The 20,185-nt window shown below is 60.8% G+C and carries 22 protein-coding genes; 11 read left to right on the top strand and 11 right to left on the bottom strand.

Annotated features, from left to right (window positions below; translation table 11 throughout):
* Positions 1 to 27: 27 nt before the first annotated feature.
* Positions 28 to 777, bottom strand: a complete 750-nt coding sequence (locus NW858_RS09875; RefSeq protein WP_414337171.1) for a WecB/TagA/CpsF family glycosyltransferase — start codon at positions 775 to 777, stop codon at positions 28 to 30.
* A gap of 202 nt (positions 778 to 979) precedes the next feature.
* On the opposite strand from NW858_RS09875, the gene NW858_RS09870 reads away from it, so the two are divergent.
* From NW858_RS09870 to NW858_RS09860, 3 genes are all read left to right on the top strand, one after another.
* The gene (locus tag NW858_RS09870) at positions 980 to 1,663 is read left to right on the top strand and encodes a DUF4439 domain-containing protein (RefSeq protein WP_414348029.1); all 684 of its coding nucleotides are present in this window, start codon (positions 980 to 982) and stop codon (positions 1,661 to 1,663) included.
* Between the two features lie 210 nt (positions 1,664 to 1,873).
* Positions 1,874 to 2,293 (top strand): plastocyanin/azurin family copper-binding protein, encoded by a 420-nt coding sequence (locus tag NW858_RS09865; protein ID WP_414348027.1) that lies wholly within the window; start codon positions 1,874 to 1,876, stop codon positions 2,291 to 2,293.
* A 10-nt stretch (positions 2,294 to 2,303) separates the two neighbouring features.
* On the top strand, positions 2,304 to 2,840 hold the full coding sequence (locus NW858_RS09860; protein WP_414427145.1) for a hypothetical protein: 537 nt from the start codon (positions 2,304 to 2,306) through the stop codon (positions 2,838 to 2,840).
* 3 nt (positions 2,841 to 2,843) lie between these two features.
* On the opposite strand, the gene NW858_RS09855 is transcribed toward NW858_RS09860, so the two are convergent.
* From NW858_RS09855 to NW858_RS09840, 4 genes are all read right to left on the bottom strand, one after another.
* Complete coding sequence (locus NW858_RS09855; RefSeq protein WP_414336183.1) at positions 2,844 to 3,065, bottom strand: RNA-binding S4 domain-containing protein; 222 nt, start codon at positions 3,063 to 3,065, stop codon at positions 2,844 to 2,846.
* Between the two features lie 117 nt (positions 3,066 to 3,182).
* Positions 3,183 to 4,286 carry a serine hydrolase gene (locus NW858_RS09850; protein ID WP_414336181.1) on the bottom strand — a complete coding sequence of 368 codons (1,104 nt, stop codon included), beginning with the start codon at positions 4,284 to 4,286 and terminating at the stop codon, positions 3,183 to 3,185.
* Between the two features lie 278 nt (positions 4,287 to 4,564).
* Positions 4,565 to 5,698 (bottom strand): histidine kinase, encoded by a 1,134-nt coding sequence (locus NW858_RS09845; protein WP_414335981.1) that lies wholly within the window; start codon positions 5,696 to 5,698, stop codon positions 4,565 to 4,567.
* 188 nt (positions 5,699 to 5,886) lie between these two features.
* Positions 5,887 to 6,087: a DUF3285 domain-containing protein gene (locus NW858_RS09840; protein WP_414335979.1), complete on the bottom strand. Its 201-nt coding sequence runs from the start codon at positions 6,085 to 6,087 to the stop codon at positions 5,887 to 5,889.
* A gap of 166 nt (positions 6,088 to 6,253) precedes the next feature.
* On the opposite strand from NW858_RS09840, the gene NW858_RS09835 reads away from it, so the two are divergent.
* Positions 6,254 to 6,904 carry an ABC transporter ATP-binding protein gene (locus NW858_RS09835; RefSeq protein ID WP_414335977.1) on the top strand — a complete coding sequence of 217 codons (651 nt, stop codon included), beginning with the start codon at positions 6,254 to 6,256 and terminating at the stop codon, positions 6,902 to 6,904.
* On the opposite strand, the gene NW858_RS09830 is transcribed toward NW858_RS09835, so the two are convergent.
* Positions 6,895 to 8,025 (bottom strand): murein hydrolase activator EnvC family protein, encoded by a 1,131-nt coding sequence (locus NW858_RS09830; RefSeq protein ID WP_414335975.1) that lies wholly within the window; start codon positions 8,023 to 8,025, stop codon positions 6,895 to 6,897. The genes NW858_RS09835 and NW858_RS09830 overlap by 10 nt on opposite strands.
* A 183-nt stretch (positions 8,026 to 8,208) precedes the next feature.
* Positions 8,209 to 8,490, bottom strand: a complete 282-nt coding sequence (locus tag NW858_RS09825) for a hypothetical protein (RefSeq protein ID WP_414335973.1) — start codon at positions 8,488 to 8,490, stop codon at positions 8,209 to 8,211.
* 396 nt (positions 8,491 to 8,886) lie between these two features.
* On the opposite strand from NW858_RS09825, the gene NW858_RS09820 reads away from it, so the two are divergent.
* The 3 genes from NW858_RS09820 to NW858_RS09810 all read left to right on the top strand — a co-directional run bounded on the left by NW858_RS09820 (position 8,887) and on the right by NW858_RS09810 (position 12,186).
* Complete coding sequence (locus NW858_RS09820) at positions 8,887 to 9,459, top strand: phycobiliprotein lyase (protein ID WP_414347451.1); 573 nt, start codon at positions 8,887 to 8,889, stop codon at positions 9,457 to 9,459.
* Positions 9,460 to 9,502: 43 nt separating this feature from the next.
* Positions 9,503 to 10,192, top strand: a complete 690-nt coding sequence (gene hypB / locus NW858_RS09815) for a hydrogenase nickel incorporation protein HypB (RefSeq protein ID WP_414333809.1) — start codon at positions 9,503 to 9,505, stop codon at positions 10,190 to 10,192.
* A 122-nt stretch (positions 10,193 to 10,314) separates the two neighbouring features.
* On the top strand, positions 10,315 to 12,186 hold the full coding sequence (locus tag NW858_RS09810) for an AAA family ATPase (protein ID WP_414427124.1): 1,872 nt from the start codon (positions 10,315 to 10,317) through the stop codon (positions 12,184 to 12,186).
* Here NW858_RS09810 and glcD read toward each other — a convergent pair.
* The gene (gene glcD, locus NW858_RS09805) at positions 12,183 to 13,673 is read right to left on the bottom strand and encodes a glycolate oxidase subunit GlcD (RefSeq protein WP_414347454.1); all 1,491 of its coding nucleotides are present in this window, start codon (positions 13,671 to 13,673) and stop codon (positions 12,183 to 12,185) included. The two genes, NW858_RS09810 and glcD, sit on opposite strands and share 4 nt — an antisense overlap.
* Before the next feature lie 71 nt (positions 13,674 to 13,744).
* Here glcD and NW858_RS09800 point away from each other — a divergent pair, with 71 nt between their 5' ends.
* The 4 genes from NW858_RS09800 to NW858_RS09785 all read left to right on the top strand — a co-directional run bounded on the left by NW858_RS09800 (position 13,745) and on the right by NW858_RS09785 (position 16,569).
* Positions 13,745 to 14,971: a class I SAM-dependent methyltransferase gene (locus tag NW858_RS09800; RefSeq protein ID WP_414520398.1), complete on the top strand. Its 1,227-nt coding sequence runs from the start codon at positions 13,745 to 13,747 to the stop codon at positions 14,969 to 14,971.
* A gap of 117 nt (positions 14,972 to 15,088) precedes the next feature.
* Positions 15,089 to 15,289, top strand: coding sequence for a 50S ribosomal protein L35 (gene rpmI, locus NW858_RS09795; protein ID WP_414333811.1), 201 nt, complete (start codon positions 15,089 to 15,091; stop codon positions 15,287 to 15,289).
* 123 nt (positions 15,290 to 15,412) lie between these two features.
* A complete protein-coding gene (gene rplT / locus NW858_RS09790) occupies positions 15,413 to 15,769 on the top strand; it encodes a 50S ribosomal protein L20 (RefSeq protein WP_414333801.1) in 357 nt (118 codons plus the stop codon).
* A gap of 5 nt (positions 15,770 to 15,774) precedes the next feature.
* Positions 15,775 to 16,569, top strand: a complete 795-nt coding sequence (locus NW858_RS09785; protein ID WP_414520397.1) for a transporter substrate-binding domain-containing protein — start codon at positions 15,775 to 15,777, stop codon at positions 16,567 to 16,569.
* A 192-nt stretch (positions 16,570 to 16,761) separates the two neighbouring features.
* On the opposite strand, the gene NW858_RS09780 is transcribed toward NW858_RS09785, so the two are convergent.
* The 3 genes from NW858_RS09780 to NW858_RS09770 all read right to left on the bottom strand — a co-directional run bounded on the left by NW858_RS09780 (position 16,762) and on the right by NW858_RS09770 (position 20,088).
* Entirely contained in the window at positions 16,762 to 17,046 is a 285-nt protein-coding gene (locus NW858_RS09780; RefSeq protein ID WP_414333797.1) for a hypothetical protein, read from the bottom strand.
* 91 nt (positions 17,047 to 17,137) lie between these two features.
* Complete coding sequence (locus NW858_RS09775) at positions 17,138 to 18,016, bottom strand: hypothetical protein (protein WP_414347462.1); 879 nt, start codon at positions 18,014 to 18,016, stop codon at positions 17,138 to 17,140.
* 611 nt (positions 18,017 to 18,627) lie between these two features.
* Positions 18,628 to 20,088, bottom strand: a complete 1,461-nt coding sequence (locus NW858_RS09770) for a carotenoid oxygenase family protein (RefSeq protein WP_414520396.1) — start codon at positions 20,086 to 20,088, stop codon at positions 18,628 to 18,630.
* Between the last annotated feature and the right edge of the window lie 97 nt (positions 20,089 to 20,185).

The raw sequence follows: 20,185 nt of genomic DNA, 5'->3' as shown, positions 1-20,185 counted from the left end.
AGAGGAAGACGAGGAAGCGCCGGCAGGCTAGGGGCGCCAGCGAGAAGCGGGATCCCACAGCACCCGCCAGGCAAACCTGGGCAAAGCCAACATGCGTCGCCAGCGCCAAGGTTCCTGATAGAGACGATACAACCATTCCAGGTGATGGTCACGCCACCAGCGGGGGGCTCGCCGTTTTTGGCCAGCCCAAATGTCGAAGCTGCCCCCCACCCCCATCCAGATGGCCTGGGGCAAGAGGCTGCGCCATCTCTGGATCCACAGCTCCTGGCGCGGGGAGCCCAGCCCCACCCACACCAGTTGCGGCTGGAAGTCCTGGAGAGTGTGCAGCAGGTTTTCTTCCTCGGCAGGGGAGAAGTAGCCGTGGTAGCCCCAAATGGACAGAGAGGGAAAGCAAGCGTGCCAATGTTGAATCGCTGCCCGGTTGACTTCCGGCCTTCCCCCCACCAAGGCCAAGCGCCACCCCCGTTCTGCCGCCAGCGCGATCAGGGCTTCGGCCAGCTCGATCCCCGGCACCCGCTGGACGCGGATCCCCTGCCGCCGCAAAGCCCACACCACCCCCGCCCCATCTGGGATCACCAGCTCTGCTCGTTGTAGCACCTGGGCAAAGGCCGGATCCCGCTGCGCCTGCATGATCATCTCTGGGTTACAAGTAACCACCTGGGCGCCCTGCCTCTCCTGAATACGCGCCTCGATCCAGGTGGCATAGCTCTGTAGACTGGCTTCTGGCAGAGCCAGGTGTAGGTTCACACCCAGAATTGAATGGCTTGCTAACGACACCACCACCGACCCATGCTTGCCCCCGCTGGTTTCAAGATAGCCCGGCTCAGCCGTCCAGCTCATTCCATGTAAAGTCTCTTCCCTCAGGCATCCAGGGCAGCACAAGCGGCGTATTCCCATCAGACCAGGCCGAGAGGGAATTGCCCGAGCAAGAGCAAGCCCTTAGAAGTTGGTTGCCCTCTTTCGAGACAGGAGACTTGAGATGAAGACTGCAAAGACTCCCTTCGCTCTGCCTCACCTGGCCGCCGAATGGGATCCCAGCACCACATCTGGCAGGTTCTGGCAGCCTTCCCGCCGCAGCTTGTTGTTGACCGGTTTGCTGGCGGGAGTGGGTGGGGTGCTTGGGTTGCGCAGCCTACCCAGTGCTGCCCAGACCAACACTGCCGACATCGCCATCCTCAACGCTGCCATCGACTTGGAACAGCAGGCGATCTGGGCCTACAAAACCGCTGCCGGCAAGCTGAGCAACACCGAAGTGGGCAAAATTGTGTTGGAAGTGGCCACCAAGAACCTGAAGGATCACGAACAACACCGCGATCTGTTGGCGGGTGCCGTGCGGCAGTTGGGGGGAACCCCCTCGCCGGCTCGGGATAGCTACGACCTCTCCACCTACATTGACGGCAAAGAAGGCAATCTCGATTCCGACGCCAACATCGCCAAGCTGGCCCTGGCCCTGGAGTTCGATGCAGCCCTGGCCTACAACGATGCATTCGTTCAGCTTTCCAACAAAGACCTGGTGGCTGCCGCCAGCACCATCGGTCCCAATGAAGTTGCCCACGCCACTGCGATCCGGGCCGTGTTCAATCGCCTCGATCCGAGCATTTTGGTGGTGCCTGCTCCCTTCGTCAGCGCCGAGACTCGGGAGCGCTGGATCCTGAAGGTGTAGAGCTGGATGATCTCCAGGGCCTCCCCATGTCCCTATTGAGGCAGCTCCCAAGCGCTTCCCTCACCCCTCTCCCAAAGGGAGAGGGGAGTTAGAGCGGCAGTGCGTAGCAATAACGACGTAACGAACCGTTTCATTGCTATTTAAAACGACTAAACGACTATAGGAAGTCTCAGCCTTTTTGCTCTTCCTGGCCTGTGTGGAGAAAGCCCTATGCCAATGACGCGGCGGTTGCTGTTGCTGAGTGGGCTGGGATCCCTAGTCAATGTGGGGGCCATTTTGGCCGTGGAGCGCTGGCGACGAGCCGGCTCGGCTGCGGGTCAGGATCCTGTCGAGACAACGGCAGCAGTCGAGGCTCACGGCCCGCTGGCGCAAACGGAAGCAGAGGTGATCATTCGCGGGTTTCAGTACCTGCCCCCGGAGATTACTCTCAAGCGGGGGGGCAAGGTGACTTTCACCAACCTGGATTCCACCCCCCACACGGCTACTCCTGTGGCAGGGGCGCAGTTCCAAGGGACAGGGCGGCTGCGGCGCAACGAGAGCAAAACCTTGACCTTCGAGGTAGCCGGCATTCAGGAGTATTTCTGCGATATTCACCCCAGTATGGTGGGTCGAGTTGTTGTCGTCGAGTAAGGTGAAAGCCATGCCAACGGAAACCCTGGGATCCCCTGTCCCTTTTTGGACCCTCTGTCGGCGGGTGTACCTGGTTTGGGCCATTCTTTTGGGGATCGGGTTTGCCGCCACCCAGTTTCACCAAGAGGCCAACATCAACTGGCTGTGGTTGCTGATTTCTCTTATTGGCTTGGGCTATATGGTGCGGCAGACGGCGCTGCCGGAGTTTCGAGCTGCCGGATTGGCCCATCTTTACTTCGTGGGCTTGGTCTGGACACTGGTGATCGCCCTGGGCATGATTCTCTCCGTGCTGCCTTTTGTCGGTCGTACCCCTCTAGCGGCTTTGAGCCAATATCTGGGGGTGTTTTGGCTGTGGCAAATGGGGTTGGGCCACTGGCTCAACGGCCTGGTGGATCCGCCGCGCCTTCCCTACTGGATCACCGGTGGGATCCAGATCTTGGCCGGAGTTGCCTGCCTGCTGTGGGGGCTGGAGTGGCAGTATGCGGTGGCAGGGGGGATCGGGGCTTTGGCCATGCTGCTTCTGATCCCGCTGCATGGATCTCGATAGATCTCACTGATCTCCCTCTGAGGCCTTATCCAGGTGCACCTGCCAGACTTGGCCCAGCGCCCTCACCTCATCCCCAAGGCGCAATTTGCGCCCGCGGCGGGTTTCCACCTCGCCATTGACCTGCACCTGTCCGGCTTGGATCAACTGCTTGGCCTGCCCACCGGTGGACACAACCCCCGCCCACTTGAGAAACTGATCCAGCTTAATCACGGGATCTGTCGCCATCACTGCACCCAAAGGGTTTTGACATCGACCAGTTGTCCCATTGCCTGTTTCTCCACTCTGGCATTTGCATTCTGCCCGGAATGGGGCTCGGGAGAGAAAAATTGGTGATGTTTGGGATCAGGGTTGCAAGCTGCTCGTGGTTGCCGTTGGATCCCCGGCCCAGAACTCATAAGCGGCTTGCGACAGGCTGGCGATCAGCTCTTCGGCTCTGGGGTCGTTGGGGGTTTCTCGCTTCACCCACACCGCCGCCACATAGCGTCGCCCGTTGGGCAAATCCAGGATCCCGGCATCTCCCACCACCGAGCGCAGGGTTCCCGTCTTGTGGGCAATGCGCACCTCCTGGCCCAGGTGGGGTCGAAAGTAGGAAGGCCGTTGGGTACGCCAGAGAATGTCCAAAAAGCGGTCGCGGCTGCGGCGGCTAAGCATGCGCCCCTGTTCCACTTGGCTGAGCAACCAAACCATGTCGCGTGGGCTGCTGGTGTTGGTGCCCTCCAGATCCGGTAGCCACCAGGAAATTTGCGTGTGCTGTAGCCCCCACTGACGAAATTTTTGGTTGAGAGCCTCCTGTCCACCCAGGCGATCGATGATCAGATTGGTGGCGAAGTTGTCGCTGAGGGTGCTCATCAGGGTGGCCGCCTCCAGGGCAGAGACCTGGGATCCCAGGGGACGGGTTTGGAGCACGCCCGCTCCTCCTGCCTTGAGATCTTCCCGCAGGGCGAGCGGTTCATCCAGCCGCACCTGCCCGGTTTCCACGGCCTGGAAAAAGGCCAAGAGAATGGGGATCTTGATTACGCTGGCGGCAGGAAAAGCCTGATCCGGCCTGACGCCGGCAAAGGCGCCGCTTTCCACCTCCCAAAACAGGGCCCCTGCCGTCAACCCCGGTTGGTCGGCCAAAGCGGCTAGGCGCTCCTGCAAAGCCGGGATCGCCTCTCCCTGCAGGGTATCGCTCGGCCCTGGATCCCCAAGCTGCGTCGTGGCAGGTTCTGTCTGTCCAGTGGGGGTTGATTGCAGCAGTTGCGAGAGGCCGGCCATTGTCAGGCCCAGGATGAGACTGAAGCTCAGGCCCCTGAGCAACACTTCTCCGAGGGCCGGAGAACGTCCTGGGCGGCGAGGCTGGACAGCCCGTTGGCGCAGACGGGCGATGGCTTTTTGGCGGGCCAGACGCAGCGGCTGAGGGTGGGAGGCAGCCGGGGCAGGAAGCAGGCGCCCAGAACCCCCCAATAGGGCATCCTTAGCGGATCGTGAGGGGCGGCGGGGATCCCGAGGCTTCTTGGGCGTTGGTCTCCTCTCCCTTGCTCCGGCCATGAGAACAACTGCTCCCACACAAGGCTTGCGTAAAGATGTTGACAGTTTTACCAGCTCTGGTGGCTCGGTTTAATTAAACACACAAATTGGCCAACCTGACCCGACCCAGACATCAATCAAACCGTTGCGGCCTCAACCCCGGCAGAGACGGAGTCCTTGTTGCCAGATATCTGCTTGCCTGCCGGGGCCTTTGGCTAGCGCTTGCAGAGCCGGTATACCGGCAAGGTGAAATGAAAGCTGCTGCCTTTGCCCAGGACAGATTCCACCCAAATCTGGCCATAGTGGGCGCGCACAATCCGCCGGCAGAGGGAAAGGCCGATGCCATAGCCCTCCTGCTGTTGATCCCGGGACAGACGAACGGAATCGGAGAAGATGCTCTCCTGGTCGGCTTCCGGGATCCCGGGGCCGGTATCGCTGACGGTCACCTGCACCTTTTGGCTGGTGCGATGGAGGACATCGAGGCGGATGGATCCCTCGGCAGGGGTGTACTTGATGGCGTTATCCAGCAGGTTGAACAGAACTTGGCGGATCTTGTCGGGATCCACATGAACAGAAGGCAGATCGACGGGAATATCCGCTTGAAACTGCAGCCGCTTGGCTTGCATGCGCGGCTGTAGCTCTTCGATCACCGGCTGACACAGGCTGGGCAACTGGGTTTCTACGGCTCGAATCCTCAGCTCCGAGGCGGCGCCCCGGGCTGACTCGAGAATATCGGTGATCATGCTGTCCATCTTGCGCAGTTGCTGGCGGGCGTGGTCGAACAACTGCCGCTCCAGCGCTTTGTCCAGGGATCCCTCGCGCCCCTGCTGGAGGGTTTCGACCGCCAGAGCCGTGGCCGTCAGGGGGCTGCGCAAATCGTGTACCAACATGGCCAGAACGCGGTCTTTGAAGTCCAACTGCTCCTGCAATTGGGCCCGTTCCTGCCGCAGCAAAAACACCTCTTCCGACATTTGCAACAGCGCCTCGGTGGTCGGGGGAGGGGTGGGATCCTGTCCTGCACCTTCTTGTTGGGAGGCCAAGGCCGCCTGGCCCTGCCAACGGGGCCACCACACTTCCAACTGTGTTGCCAAGTCGGCCCCCGCCAAGACCTGAGCGGGCAGAGGTTCGGCCTTGACCAGAGCTGGAGTCGCCACCAACTTGTAATGCTCCGCCAGGTAGGGGTGCTCCTCCAGCAGCACCACTTTTAGTTGGGCAGGGTATTGGCCGGGTAACCCCTGGATGTGCTGAAGCAGATGCTTCTCAAGTTCAGCAACGACGGCTCGACTCTTGGCAAACAACAGCAGGCGAATGACAGAACGAGCGGAGGTGAGATCTGGCGAAGTCTGCATAGGCCGAAATCCAAAAGGCCAGAGGTTGGCGTTTCAGCAGCCGGGATTGCCATCTGCTCGAGCTGTGGGATCCACTGCTGCTTGTTCTTTCCTAACACTTAACCTTGGGGAAAAGCTGAAAAGGAACAGCGAACGTAGCGAGAGACCCCCAGAGTGCACCTTTTCCGCCCAACTGACAACCGTGGAACTCAGTGAAACAGGTAGGCCAACCCCACCAGCAGAGCCACCAACCCCACCGCTGTCAGGGTGAAGTGAAGCAGAGAGGTCCTGCCTTTGCGCACCATGTTGCGCATGGCCAGGCGGGTATAGCTCGGGGGGGATCCCTGCTGCTCCGCAACGCTTGCGCGAATGCCGGTCGAAGAAGAATCTGCAGAAGAAGGCTGCGCCATCCGAATGACCAGAGCAATAACTTAACCCTGTCTCCAGGCTAGCTCAATCTGCCTGCCAGACATCGGCATCGTTTTGGGGTAACCTGCCGATTGCAGCGAAGCGATGGCTGTTGGGCGGGGATCTTCCGGTGCCAAAATAACGACAGCATCCCCCTCCTTGGCGCTTATGTTGCAGGTTCAGCATCTTTCCTACCATCCGGCAGCCGTTTCCCAGCCGATTCTCAAGGATCTCTCCTTTGAGCTGGGCCCGAACCAGTTGGGGCTGATCGTGGGCAAAAGTGGGGCCGGCAAGAGCACCCTGCTGGAAATCTTGGCCGGCTTGGCGCGGCCCACCCAGGGACGGATTGCCTGGGGCGGGACGGAGCTCTCCCTCAACCAGTTGCGCAGCCTGGCGGGGTTGGTGTTTCAGTTCCCGGAGCGGCACTTTTGTGGCTTGACGGTGCTGGAGGAAATGCGCTTCGGCCACCCGGAACTGCAGCAAAAGGAGATCGAGAATGTCCTCCAGCAGGTGGGATTGGCAGGGATCCCTCTGCACACCTTCCCCAACCACCTCAGCGGCGGGCAACAGCGGCGCTTGGCCCTGGCGGTGCAGCTCATTCGCGGCCCGTTTCTGCTGCTGCTGGACGAGCCGACGGCGGGGCTGGATTGGTCCGTGCGGCGGCAGTTGATCGAGCTGTTGGCCCGGCTGAAATCCACCTGGACGGTGTTGGTGGTTTCCCACGACCCGGAGGAGCTGTCCTCTATTGCCGATGTGCAGTGGACGTTGCAGGCGGGATCCCTACAGCCGGTGCCGGCAGAGGCGCTGCTTCACAAGTAGCGGCGCGGATCCACCGGTTGGCCGTTGACCCGCACTTCAAAGTGAACATGAGGCCCGGTGGAGAGGCCGGTGGAGCCAGAAGCGGCAATGGCCTGCCCCCGCTGTACCTGCTGGCCCACCCCGACGGCGACGCGGCTGTTGTGGGCATAGAGGGTGGTGATGCCGCCGCCGTGGTTCACAATCACCGTGTAGCCGTAGCCGCCGTACCAACCGGCGTAGATGACCGTGCCCCGGTCTGATGCCCGAACTGGCGTGCCGGTGGGCACACCGAAGTCGATCCCCGCATGAAAGCGGCGGCTGCGATAGAGGGGGTGAACCCGCCAGCCGAAGCCACTGGTGATCGGCCCGCGCACCGGTGGGATCAACCGGCCCGTCCCCTGAACCGGATCCCCACCCCCTCGCTGCTGAGCCTGCTGGGCGATCAGTTGCTGGATGAGGACGGTCAACTGTTGAGAATCGGCTTCCAAACGCCGTTGGGCTGCTTCATAGGCAGCGCGCTCGTTGGCCAGGCGGCCCACCAGTTGCTCTTGGGCGGCAGCCTGCTGCTGCAGTTGGTTTTTCTGGGCGGCCAGCTCCTGCAAAATCAAAGAAATCTCGTTGCGCTGCATCTCCAGAGCAACGCGCTGCTGCTCCACCTCCTCAGCCATCGCCTGCAGCTCCCGGATCAACTGCCGGTCGGCCTCGATCAGCAATTGCAACTGGTGGCGGCGATCGAAAAACTCGTTCAGGTCGCGGCTGGTGAGCAGCAAAGCCCACCAATGTTCTGCCCCCTGCCGCTGCATGTAGCGCAAGCGGGCGGCCGTGCCCTGCTGCTGCCGCCTCAGGCGGTCTTGCAGCTCCTGGAGCTCTTGCTGCGCTTGCTCTAGGGCCTTCTGGGCCTGTTCCAGACGATATTGGTTGTCGCGCAGGCTGGCTTCGGTTTGGCGAATGTTTTGGCGCAGGGATCCCATGCGGCGGCGGGCCTCTTCTTCGGCCTGGCGCACTTCTCCGAGGCGGCGCTGAGTGCTCTGGATTTGTTGCTGGATCTGCTGCTGGCGCTGCTGCAGTTGGTTAACATTCTGCGCCTGAGACGGGGCCATTTCCCACAGCAGCAGACAGAGGGCGAGCAATCCGAACACCATCCACCCTTTCAGCCTGTGTGCCACACGACTCAGACTTGTCACTCCCCACACCCTCTGCAACAGACCTACCGACCCTAAGGATACAAAGATTTGCCAGGATCTGACCGAGCCCAACTGGATTGTTGCCCCCGGTCTCGCTACTCCAAATGGCGATGGGCTGGCCGCCCGCCTATCGGCAAAACTTCAGGCTAAAAATAGTAAAAATAATACGAGAATGACAAAAATTGACCCAAGAGCCATCTCATACAAACGGGACACCATGCGCCACTTGCGAGTCTGGGGGGCTTCTTCCTCCTCTCTGCCCAGTTCAATATTGGCTAGAGAGACAACAAGGCCACAGATGGCTGACAAAAGGAGGAACCAGCGACGCCACGAAAGAATGGGAAAAGCAAACGCTCCAACCAGTGCTGTAAACGCACAAACAGTTGCTCCCATAAACACCAGCTTTGCCCGTTCTCTGTTCATCTGTTAACCTTCTCCCAAAAGGGAATTTTTACAATTTATTCTTGTTTTGCCGACAAGCCGGTTTTGTTATTTCTGGATTCTAAGCGCCATTCTCCCCTCACCGACCGCCAGCGGTACGACGCCGGCTGCCCCACATCCCTGTTGGGTTTCGTGGTCTGGGCCTGAGGGCAAAGTTTAGGTGCGGTTTGGCAATGGAAGTCGCTGCGGGCGTGAGCAACATGAGGTGGATTGGTCTGGCCCAACCCCACGGTTGGCGTAGCGTGCCATGGGGAATGCCAGAGCGCAGGACTGAGAGCTCCCCGAACCCCTTAAAAGCTAAATTGAGAGTTAAGGGTGAGTTGCCACGCAAGCTAAGATCGGCAAATCCTGTCTATCGATAGAGGATCCGCGTCGGCCATGATGACCGTAATGGAGTTTTTCGCCCTCAGTGCTGGGGAGTGGATGTGCCAGCGCACCAGCCATCACTTGGCTTTTCGCCGCTCTGAGGGAGGGAGGTCGAAAGTCCAGATTGCCACGCTTGCGCCAACCGATCCAGCCGTCATCCGGGTTTGTGAGCTGTTCAAGGTGGATCCGCAGCGAGCTGTGGGAGCAGCGCGGGTGCGGTGGGATGGCGAGCAGGAGTGGGACAACGAAGAGTACAAAGGCGATGTGGTGCTGGTTCCCATCCCCGATGAGGTCGATCCCATGCGCGGGCAATTGCTGCGGGATCAGGGCTATGCCGAAAAAATACCGGTGGCCGGTACCTATGTGATGGGATCTGACGGCGCCCTCACCCTCTACACCGAATATGAGATGACCGAGTCAGAGGAGCGCATCTGGTTTGCCAGCCCGAACCTGCGCCTGCGGGCCAGCACCGTCAAGCGCTTTGGTGGCTTTAGCATGGCTTCTTTCTGCTCTGAGGTGCGCAAACTTTCGGCCAGCCCTTCCCCTGCCCCGGCCATGAGCGAGTTCCGCTCGTTCGGAGGCTAGAGTTTTTTCTCTTCTCAACCGCAACCCACATACAGCTTGTGCCATGCATCAAGTCTTGGATCTGGGGATTAACCTGCTCCACGCCAACCAACACCAGGCCGACCACAACCGGGAGCACTTCGATGCCTGGGGAGTGACCTGTCTGAACCTCATGAGCGCTCCCGGAGCCGGGAAGACCTCTTTGCTGGAGAAAACCGTGGCCGCTCTTGCCGGCTCGCTGCGCCTGGCGGTGATCGAGGGAGACATGACAACCCAACTGGATGCAGAGCGGTTGCGCTGCTACGGAATCCCGGTGATTGCCATCAACACGGGTCGGGCCTGTCATCTGGACGCGGCCATGGTGGCCGGGGGTTTACAGCAGTTGGAAGCCCTGCTGGATCCGCAACAACTGGATTTGCTGCTGGTGGAAAATGTCGGCAACCTGGTCTGCCCGGCGGAGTTTGAGGTGGGAGAACACGCCAAGGTAGCGCTGCTCAGCGTTGCCGAAGGGGAGGATAAGCCTCTCAAGTACCCGATTATGTTTCGAGAGGCGGATTGTCTGCTGATCACCAAAGTGGATCTGGTGCCTGTTTTGGAGGTGGATTTGGATCGGATGCAAGCCAACATCCGTGAGATCAACCCTTCTGTGCCCATTTTTTGTCTTTCTGCGAAGACGGGTGCCGGGCTGGATCCCTGGCTGGGCTGGATCCGAGAGCAGATTTTCCTCACCCAGCAAGGACGGCAGTCGAAGTGAAGGGTATCATACTGAGCATCTGGCCGTGGAACTCTCCTCACCTGAACCGGCCAGGCAGGGGATGAGCTGGAACCTCTGGCGGGGTCAATTTGCAGACGACTGTGTGATGGAAAATCCCGGCTATGGCCAATTTAAGCGACTTTATCCAGGGTATTGAGCAGTTAATCGAGCTGGCTCAGAAGCTGGATGAGAAAAAACAAAGTGGGGAACTACGAACTGAAGTTCGCGTCCAGGCCCGGCCTCTGGGCAGTTCTATTCCCCGTTCCGGCTCTATTCCCCCTCGTCCCAGCGGCGTTCAAACCGCCACGGGGCAATCCTCTTGGAGCAGCGAGCCGCAGGTTAGACCTGCAGCGGGCCCATGTGAGCAAAGCAGAGCCGCTGCAACGGACTCGCTCCGCAGCGCCAAGGGCCTCGCGCTCAAGGACGTGGGAGGTCTGAAAGAAGAACTCCAAATTCTGCGGGAGATGGTAGAACTTCCCCTCAAGCGGCCCGATCTGCTGGCCAAGCTGGGACTGGATCCGCCCCGTGGCGTGCTGTTGGTGGGAGCCCCAGGCACCGGCAAGACTCTGACTGCCCGCGCCCTGGCCGAGAGCCTGGGGGTGAACTACATTGCCGTTGTCGGCCCGGAACTGATCGGCAAGTATTACGGGGAGGCGGAGGCGCGCCTGCGGCAGCTATTTGAGAAGGCGGCTAAGTCTGCCCCCTGTCTGGTGTTCATCGACGAAATCGATGCTCTTGTCCCCAACCGCGCCACCGTCGAGGGGGAGGTAGAAAAACGCCTGGTGGCTCAAATGCTGGGGCTGATGGACGGGTTTGCGGCTCAAAAAGGTGTTGTGGTGCTGGCGGCCACCAACCGGCCTGAGGCCCTGGATCCGGCCCTGCGGCGACCGGGGCGCTTTGACCGGGAGATCATCTTTAAGGTGCCGGATCGGGAGGGGCGGCGGGAGATCCTGGCCATTCACACCCGCGGCATGCCGCTGGCGGAGGATGTGGATTTGGACAGCCTGGCGGATCAGACGCTGGGCTTTGTGGGGGCGGATCTGCGCGGCCTGTGCCAGGCGGCCGCCTATGCAGCTTTGCGGCGTCAGGTGCCGGATTTGGAATCCCCCATTCCCGAATCCCTAAAAGTCACAGCAGCGGACTTTCAGCAGGCTCTGCAACAGGTAAAGCCGGCGGTGTTGCGCTCGGTGGAAATTGAGTCGCCCCAGGTGAGCTGGGATCAGATCGGCGGCCTGGAGCACGCCAAGCAGATTTTGCAGGAGGCCATCGAGGGATCCCTGCTGCACCCGGAGCTGTACGAGCAGGCCCAGGCCCAGGCCCCCAAAGGGATCCTCCTCAGCGGGCCCCCCGGCACCGGCAAGACGCTGCTGGCCAAGGCCATCGCCTCCCAGGCCAAGGCCAATTTCATCGCCGTCTCCGGCCCGGAGCTTTTGAGCAAATGGGTGGGATCCTCCGAGCAGGCGGTGCGGGAACTCTTTGCCCGCGCCCGCCAGTGTGCCCCTTGCGTCATCTTCATCGATGAGATCGACACCCTCGCTCCCGCGCGAGGCAGTTACTCCGGCGATAGTGGCGTCAGCGACCGTGTCCTGGGGCAACTCCTGGCCGAACTGGACGGGATCCGCCCCAGCCAGGGGGTGCTGGTGGTGGCCGCTACCAACCGCAAAGCCAGTTTGGATCCCGCCCTCACCCGTGCCGGACGGCTGGAGCTGCACCTGAGTGTGGAGCTGCCGGATCGCGCCGGGCGGTGGGAAATCTTATCTGTACATAACCGCAAGCGTCCCCTGGGGCCGGATGTGGATTTACAGGGGTGGGCCGAGCAGACCCAAGGTTGGAGCGGTGCCGATCTGGCTCTATTGAGCAACCGTGCCGCCATTGCCGCCATCCGCCGCCACCGCGCCACTGCCGAGACGGTGGATGCCAAAACCCTGGTCATCTGCCAGGAAGACTTTGCCCAGGCCTTTGCCGAGCTGCAGCAGCAGCGGCAGGCCAGCTAGAAGACAGGGATCCCTTGCCATTCCGGCCGCCGGTGGGCATGGGCCGCCTCGCCGCAGGTGCGGGGAGTGGGAAAGATCTTGTCGGGGTTGGCGATGTGCTGCGGGTCAAATACCTGCCGCACCCACTGCATGCTCTCCAAATCCGTGGGCGTAAACATCTCCGACATGTAGCAGCGTTTCTCCGCCCCGATGCCGTGCTCGCCAGAAAGGCTACCCCCCAGGCGCACACACAGCTTGAGAATCTCGCCCCCCAGTTTCTCCACCTGCTCCAGGGATCCCGGCACCGACTCGTCGTAGAGGATCAGCGGATGGAGATTGCCGTCGCCGGCATGGAACACATTGGCCACCGGGTAGCCGTATTCGCGGCTGAGGCGCTCGATTTCTTTGAGGACATAGGCTAGCTGGCTGCGGGGGATCACCCCATCCTGGACGTAGTAGTTGGGGCTGAGCTTGCCCATTGCAGCAAAGGCCGCCTTGCGCCCCTTCCACAGCCGCGCCCGCTCTTCTGGGCCGGCTGCCACTTGCACCTGGCGGGCCCCGTTTTTGAGGCACAGCGCCCTCACCTGTTGGCCGGCTTCCTCCACCTCCAGCTCCAGCCCGTCCACCTCCACCAGTAAGATGGCCGCCGCATCCCGCGGGTAGCAGCCCAACTGCACCACATCCTCGACGGCGTTGATGCTGAAGTTGTCCATGATCTCCAGGCCGGCGGGGATGATCCCGGCAGCGATAATGTCAGAGACGGCGGATCCCGCTGCTTCTACACTGTCGAAGTCCGCCAGCAAAACCTGAACCTGGGCCGGGGTTTTCAGCAGGCGCAGGGTAATCTCGGTAGCGATGCCCAGGGTGCCCTCGGAACCGACAAACAGACCTACCCAGTCGTAGCCGGGCATCTCCGGGATCTTGCCCCCCCAGCGCACCACTTCCCCATCCGGCAGCACCACCGTCAAGCCGAGGATGTGGTTGGCTGTTACCCCGTACTTGAGGCAGTGGACGCCGCCGGAGTTTTCCGCCACATTGCCGCCGATGGAGCAAACCGACTGGCTAGAGGGATCCGGCGCATAAAAATAGCCCTGGTCGGCCACCGCTTGGGTAATCCAGGCGTTGATCACCCCCGGCTGCACCACCATGCAGCGGTTGTCTAGGTCAATCTCCAGGATCTGTTTCATCAGGGTGGTGGCAATGACGACGCTATTTTCCAGGGGTAGCGCCCCTCCCGAAAGGCCAGTGCCGGATCCCCGCGCCACAAAGGGCACCTGGTAGCGGCTGCACAGCTTCACCACCTGCGCCACCTCTTCTGTGGTGCGCGGCAACACCACCAAAGCCGGCCTTTGCCGGTAGCTGGTCAGCCCGTCACACTCGTAAACCAACAGCTCCTCCGGCTTGCTGATCACTCGCCGGGGATCGAGAATTTTTTTGAGCTCAGCCGTCAGCTTGATCCAGTCGAAGGTGAGGCCAGCTTGCAGAGGATGGGAAGCGCGGACAACCATAGAGCGTTGGCGAGAAATGTCCTCAGGGGAGATATCGTCACTATAGTCTGGATAGTCTGGCCGGAGAGCCTATGCAGTCCCGCAGCGCCGAACAGATTCTCAAACAAGTGCGGCAGCTCTACGACCTCTACCCCTTCCCGCCACAGCCCATCGGCACCGTTCCCCCGCCGGGGTGGAACTGGCGCTGGAGCTGGCCCCAGGCCTATGCCTTTTGCACAGGTGCTCATCCAGGCCGCCGCCCAGTGCGCATCCTGGACGCCGGCTGCGGCTCTGGGGTGGGGACGGAGTATATCGCCCACCAAAACCCCAACGCCGAAATCTGGGCTTTTGACCTGAGCAGCCGCGCCCTGGAGATTGCCGAGGCCCGCTGCCGGGCTTCCCAGGCACCACCGGTGCACTTTCGCCAGCTCAACGTTTACGACATTGACCAACTGCCGGGGCAGTTCGACTTCATCAACTGCGTAGGCATGCTCCACCACCTCCCGGATCCGGTGGCGGGGCTGCAGGCTCTGGCAAACAAGCTGGCTCCCAGCGGGATCCTGCACCTATTTGTGTACGGCGAGCTGGGCCGCCACGAGATCCGCCTGATGCAGAAGGCCATCCGCCTCTTGGTCACTGGCTCAGAGCATCAGCCGCTAGCTTCCGCAGAACACCTACAGCAAGGGCTCCAGGTGGGCCGCCGCCTTTTCCAGATTTTGCCAGACAGCAACCGCATCCAGCAGCAGGAACGCGCCCGCTGGGCCATCGAAAACGTGGACGACGAATGCTTTGCCGATATGTACCTGCACCCGCAGGAAGTGGACTACACCATCGAGACGCTGTTTGAGCTAATTCAGGCTTCAGGGCTGCAGTTTTTGCGCTTTTCCAACCCAGAGTTCTGGCGGCTGGAGCGGGTGTTGGGCAAAGATGAAACCCTACTGGCCCAGGCAGCCCAACTGCCGGAGCCGGAGCGCTACCGCCTAATCGAGCTGTTGGATCCGGTGGTGGCCCACTACGAGCTCTTTCTCGGCAAGCCCCCTATTCGCCGCTGGGAATGGACACATCCAGAGGATGTGGCCGCGGCAGTTGCCCACCTCAGCCCCTGCCTGGGCCTGTGGCCGGGGCGGAGCCTCTTCAACTACGCCTATGAGGCCATCTCCCTCAGCGAGGAAGCCTTCGCCTTCCTGCAGCAGGTGGACGGGATCCGCACCGTCCAAGCCCTTCAAGAAAGCCTAGACTCTCCCCTGAGCTGGCCGCAGTTGCAGCAGTTGCTGCGCTGGCAAGTGTTGCTTTTGGAGCCGCAAGAGAACAGTTTTTGAGGGCTCTTGGCGGCCTTGAGACAGGAAGAGGCCATTGCGGCATTTGCTTTCTTGGACTTCCCTAGCTTATGCTAGGAGACTGTGACCTTTCCCCTGGCCATTTCTGGGGTTATTGCCATGCCCAAAATCAAAACTCGCAAGGCAGCCGCCAAGCGCTTTCGCCTCACCGGCAGCGGCAAGTTCATGCGTCGCCGGGCCGGGCACAACCACTTGCTTGAGCACAAAACCACCAACCGCAAACGCAAATTGGCCGGCGTGGCCCTGGTGGATGAACGGGATCTGGCCAACGTGCGCCTGATGCTGCCCAACACCCACTAGGTGGGATCCCGTTGCGCCGCTTCCTCCACTCCCTCAGCCTAGGGTGAGCCGATCGCCACGGCAGGCCAAAAGTCTCAAGGCTTGTTCGCCCTTGTATCCATCTGTCTGTATTGAGTTACCGCCATGAGAGTCAAACGGGGCAATGTTGCCCGCAAGCGTCGCAAGAAGATCCTCAAGCTGGCCAAAGGCTTTCGCGGAGCCGGCTCTAAGCTGTTCCGCACCGCCAACCAGCAGGTGATGAAGGCCCTGCGCAGTGCCTACCGGGATCGCCGCCGCAAGAAGCGGGATTTTCGCCGCCTCTGGATTGCCCGCATCAATGCCGCCACCCGCGCCCAGGGCCTGCGCTATAGCGAGTTCATCGACGGCCTCAAAAAAGCCAATATCCAGCTCAATCGCAAAATGTTGGCCCGCTTGGCTTTCCTGGATCCCGAAGCCTTCACCCAAGTGGTGGCTGCGGCCCGCCAGTCCCGCACCGCCTGAAGGGGATGGGATCTCGGTCTCCGTTGGCCTCGGCGATCCAGAGGTCTTGCTGGGCGGCCAGCCTGGCCTTAGTTTGCCTAGGGATCCCTGCCGCTGCCCGTCCCTGGTCAGAGATTGTTCGTTCGGGTCAGTTGCGAGTTGCAGTCAAAGACAACCTGAAGCCGTTGGGGTTTCGCGATGCCGAAGGCAAGCTGCAGGGGTTTGAGATTGACCTAGCCCGCGAGCTGGGATCCCGGCTGCTGGGATCCCCGTCGGCGGTGGAGCTGGTGCCAGTGGCCAATGTGGAGCGGCTACAGGTGCTGACTGCAGGGGAAGTGGATCTGGCCATCGCTCAGATCGGCATCACACCGGATCGGGCGCGCCAGGTGGAGTTCACCTCGGCCTACTACCCCGATGGCCCCAGCCTGGTTGTGGCCCGTTCCCAAAACTGGACGAGCTGGTCAGAGCTGCGCGGCGCGCGGATTGCCGTCCTGCGCGGATCGGCCGCCATTCCCCACCTCCAGCGCTACCTCCCAGGGGTTGAGTTGGTGGCGGTGGATTCCTACCAGGAAGGGGCAGAATTGCTCCTAAAAGGGGCGGTGCAGGCCTGGGCAGCGGATCGCTCGGTGCTGGCGGGGTGGCTGGCGGAGCACCCCCAGTTTCAGTTTCTGGGATCCCCGTTGGCGACAGTGGGGCTGGCCATTGCCCTGCCCAAGGGGCTGGAGCATGCTGAATTGCGGCTGCGGGTGCGCCGAGAACTGGAGAACCTGCGCGCCGAGGGCTGGCTGGCGGAGCAGGCCAGAGCTTGGGGCCTGCCCTAGGCCAGTTACAGACACCCTTCACAGCCCTGGGCTTCCAACTCTCCCCTCCTTTTGGGAGAGAAGCTGAAAGTGATGGTCTCAGCGGCACAGAGCGCTTGAGCGTTGTCTTGTTGGCAATGGCAAGGGCTCCGCGCCCACCAGACGCCGTTTGCAGTTAGCCAGCAGGGGTTGCGAGCCAAGGGATCCAGCCGGCTACTCTTCCTCCGGCAATTCGGGGGGAGGCTCCTGCCACTGCGGGTCGTCCAAGATGGCTTTCTTGGTTTCTTTGAGCTGTTTCCAGAGCTGTTTGATCTGCCGATAGGCTTCCTCCGGGGTGATCTTGCCCCCCGTTTCCAGGCCACAGATCAAAGACACCCTGTTGCTGAATTCTTGTAAATTGGCATCGAAAACCAAATTCTGGGGTCTCACCTCGCCCCAGTAGGGATAGCGAGGCGAAATAAACTCATCTTTGTTGGGGGGTAGGTTTGACTCTGTCACGGCACAACCAAGATAAAAGGGCTATTAAAACCGGAAGATTGGGAGGAGAACTCTACTGAGCTCTAATCCAGAGAAGAATCTATAGAAGAGATTATGGACGCTTTTTCTTGACCGGTTTGGGAACTTTGGCCGGATCCCGCGGCGGATAAAGTTGATCTGAAATAGACTGCTGACCTGAAGACGAGGGAAGAGAGCCCTTCTTGACTTTGGGGCGGGGCGTTGAGTGCTTCAGGCGGGGGCGCGGCGGCGCTTTGAGCACAGGGCCGATGGGAGTTCCCGCCTCTACGTAGAGCAGGGATCCGCGGCGACGCACCTGTAGATCCCAGAAATTGCCTACCTCCTTGCCCGGCAGGGAGCCGATCAGGCGCAATTTGAAGGCTTGGGGCTTGGGAGCTATTCGGGTAGGCGGGACGGGATCCTTGCTCCGCTGAGAAGAAGGGCTGGCAGAGGTTTTTTTGCCCGATTGGCGAATTTTGACGATGATAAACCCTTTCTCCTGGGACTGAAAAACAACCTCGCCCCGAATGGAAAACCAATCCGGCACCACCGCCGGACGGGAGCCCTCAGGGAGCGTCTGCCCCATTTCTTCGGGGGCCCACACCCCCATCAGCTGCACGTGCAGATCTTCGCTCTTGTCGCGGGTGCGAGGATAGACCACCCACAGGTAGTTGCGGTCTGGCTGTAGGTGCTTACGTACCAGACTCATCACCCGGCCCAGCAATACGGCATTCAGCTCCAAGCCATCTGAGGTACGTAAGACCCCGCGGGTAAAGTGCCCAGGGGAAGGAATGTACTGTCCCTCGATGAGGCCAATCGCCCGGTATTGCATCTTCTCCCCAGGCGGCGGGATGGGTTCCAAACAGACTCGCTCTCTTTCCGCCGCTTTCGTCGTCGCCAAAGTAGCAGTGGTACCGACAACAGGCTGCAAAGACTCCGTCCCGCTACCGCGAGCAGAGCCAGCGGTTGACACCGAATCCTCAGCTTTTCCCGGCAGGGAGGAGGCCCTGGCCTCGCCAGTTGAGCTGGGTCTGGGGGGCCGCACAGATCGAAAGGGAGGTCTTAGCTCTGAGGACATTGTGACGGTTCCGTTGCAATCGATCCAGAAGGTTAACTTAAGTGCTCAAGAAGGGGCAGTGATGCTCGTCTGGCAGCGCAAGACATTTGCTGTTGCAAAAACAGGCCCTACTTCTGCCCTCGACCCAAGACCTGCCCAACACACCACCCAGCCTAACAACGCTTTTCCTGGTTCGTCTCAGTCGGCCAACCCACATTCCCTCGCGTCGGAGGCGTCTGTCGGCCAAAAGAACGGCTGTTGTTGTCACCAGCGTAGCTGAAGATAATAGCAACTGCTCCAGGAAAAGGAAAAGCAATATAGTCGTTGCAAGCAAAATTAAGACGCTTCGCCCCCTCTCCCCTTGTGGGAGAGGGGAGCTAGAGCTCAACCAGCAAGCTGTTCCATGGCTGTTTGCCATAACTCTATCTGCTGAGCAGAGCTCTTGCCTGGCCTCGCCCAGTGCCCTACTTAACGTGTCTGGCTTTCCAAGCCAGAGAAATCGATTTAACCATCCCCAGATCGCTCCCCTATCCTTTGTTCGGATCGGCATCTACCCACACCTGGGGAGTAAAACTGCCATGTAGGCCATAGGGAATGTGGTGCCGCAACGGGATCCGCGCTACCGGGCCGGCAGCCAGGTCTGAGGCATCCAGGATCACCACCTGAGAGCGCTGGCTGGCCGCATCAAAAACCACCGTCACGATCCACCCCGCCTCTTCTGCTGGGTTCTCCGGATCCGGGATGAACACCGGCTCTCCCACAAAGCCGCGCGGGGCAAAGCTGTACTGCTGCGTGCGGCCTGTGGCGGTATCCAACTTGAGAATGGCCTGTAGGGGAGCATTGGGGCCAGGCGCATGGGTGGCTCCAATGTAGATGTAGCGGTGGGATCCCCCCATTTGAGCTGGGTGGATGGCCGGAAACTCCACCGAGCGATCCAGCAGCAGTTCCCGCCTCACACTGCCCGCCTTGGGATCCAGCTCAAACCGCCACAGCTTGCCGGCTGGCACCTGGGCAAAGTCGATCTGCAGGTAGTCGGCATCTGGCTCCAGGGCAGGATAGTTCTCATAGAGGACGGCATCCACCACCACCTGCTCCCCGACTTCGTAGCCGTTGACAAAATGGAACACAAACCCCGGCTCTGTTTCCAGTTGCAGGGGCTCGCCCTCTTGGGGAAAGAGCCAGATGCGGGTCGGTTCTCCGGGCTTCAAGGTCAGACAGGTGCCCGCCGGCCGCCAGCCCAACACAAACGGCAGGGGGTTGAAGACCACCGGATTTTGGAAAAAGATGCGGTAGCGGGGTGTCCAGACAAAATCGTGCAGGAAGGCAAAGCCCGGCAGGCGGTAGTCCCGCTGTTCCAGCAAGCGCCCGCGCGCATCCAGACGGTACAGCAACAAGGTGGAGTTGAGGGCAGCTCGCACCCCGAAGGCGATGAGATCTCCCGTGTGGGGATCCCGCCGGGGATGGGCGGTAAAAGGCTGGCTGGCGGAGATCCCGCCGGCAAATGTTTCGATCCCCTCCGTGGCCAAGGTGGCCGGGTTCAGGCGGTAGGGGGCGCTGGCCTCCCACAGCGCCAGCAGCTTGTCGCCCAGGCAGAGGACGTTGGTGTTGGCGGGGTTCTTCCATTTCAGATCCAAAAAATTGGCCCACCAGCCTCCCGGCTTCTGGGTGCCAAACACGCCGCGGTAGAGCACCCGGCCCGCCTTCTCCTCTGCCTCAAACTCAGGGGTGCGCACAAACCGGTTGCGAAAATGAACCTTCCCCGCCACAAAGGTGATGGCACAGATCATGCCGTCGCCGTCAAAAGGATGGCCGTAGCGCTGGGATCCCGCCTCCAGCTTGCCGGGGCCATTGCGAAATAGGGTTCCCCGCAGCCGCTCCGGGATCCGCCCCTCGATCTCCGTAATCCAATAGTCGTACTCCTGGCGCAAAGAGCGATAGCCCAACTGCCAGTCGGTGCTGCTGTAGGAGAGAGAAGCGATACTGACCATGGGAGATCGGCAAGCAACGCCTTCTATTGTTGCTTAAACTTTTGTAAAGTTACCAGTTTTTCTGGGTCAGCCTCGCTTGGGATCCCCAGGCTGAAGT

The organism is Synechococcus sp. H55.10 (assembly GCF_047502715.1).
Taxonomy (GTDB): domain Bacteria; phylum Cyanobacteriota; class Cyanobacteriia; order Thermostichales; family Thermostichaceae; genus Thermostichus.
The sequence above is the reverse complement of the archived record's forward strand: the minus strand, read 5'-3'. Positions and strand labels throughout refer to the sequence as shown.

Coding starts and splice junctions, on each gene's coding strand:
- NW858_RS09870 (WP_414348029.1), top strand. CDS start 980: ATGAAGACTGCAAAGACTCCCTTCGCTCTGCCTCACCTGGCCGCCGAA.
- NW858_RS09865 (WP_414348027.1), top strand. CDS start 1,874: ATGCCAATGACGCGGCGGTTGCTGTTGCTGAGTGGGCTGGGATCCCTA.
- NW858_RS09860 (WP_414427145.1), top strand. CDS start 2,304: ATGCCAACGGAAACCCTGGGATCCCCTGTCCCTTTTTGGACCCTCTGT.
- NW858_RS09855 (WP_414336183.1), bottom strand. CDS start 3,065: ATGGCGACAGATCCCGTGATTAAGCTGGATCAGTTTCTCAAGTGGGCG.
- NW858_RS09845 (WP_414335981.1), bottom strand. CDS start 5,698: ATGCAGACTTCGCCAGATCTCACCTCCGCTCGTTCTGTCATTCGCCTG.
- NW858_RS09840 (WP_414335979.1), bottom strand. CDS start 6,087: ATGGCGCAGCCTTCTTCTGCAGATTCTTCTTCGACCGGCATTCGCGCA.
- NW858_RS09835 (WP_414335977.1), top strand. CDS start 6,254: ATGTTGCAGGTTCAGCATCTTTCCTACCATCCGGCAGCCGTTTCCCAG.
- NW858_RS09830 (WP_414335975.1), bottom strand. CDS start 8,025: ATGGTGTTCGGATTGCTCGCCCTCTGTCTGCTGCTGTGGGAAATGGCC.
- NW858_RS09825 (WP_414335973.1), bottom strand. CDS start 8,490: ATGAACAGAGAACGGGCAAAGCTGGTGTTTATGGGAGCAACTGTTTGT.
- NW858_RS09820 (WP_414347451.1), top strand. CDS start 8,887: ATGATGACCGTAATGGAGTTTTTCGCCCTCAGTGCTGGGGAGTGGATG.
- hypB (WP_414333809.1), top strand. CDS start 9,503: ATGCATCAAGTCTTGGATCTGGGGATTAACCTGCTCCACGCCAACCAA.
- NW858_RS09810 (WP_414427124.1), top strand. CDS start 10,315: ATGGCCAATTTAAGCGACTTTATCCAGGGTATTGAGCAGTTAATCGAG.
- glcD (WP_414347454.1), bottom strand. CDS start 13,673: ATGGTTGTCCGCGCTTCCCATCCTCTGCAAGCTGGCCTCACCTTCGAC.
- NW858_RS09800 (WP_414520398.1), top strand. CDS start 13,745: ATGCAGTCCCGCAGCGCCGAACAGATTCTCAAACAAGTGCGGCAGCTC.
- rpmI (WP_414333811.1), top strand. CDS start 15,089: ATGCCCAAAATCAAAACTCGCAAGGCAGCCGCCAAGCGCTTTCGCCTC.
- rplT (WP_414333801.1), top strand. CDS start 15,413: ATGAGAGTCAAACGGGGCAATGTTGCCCGCAAGCGTCGCAAGAAGATC.
- NW858_RS09785 (WP_414520397.1), top strand. CDS start 15,775: ATGGGATCTCGGTCTCCGTTGGCCTCGGCGATCCAGAGGTCTTGCTGG.
- NW858_RS09770 (WP_414520396.1), bottom strand. CDS start 20,088: ATGGTCAGTATCGCTTCTCTCTCCTACAGCAGCACCGACTGGCAGTTG.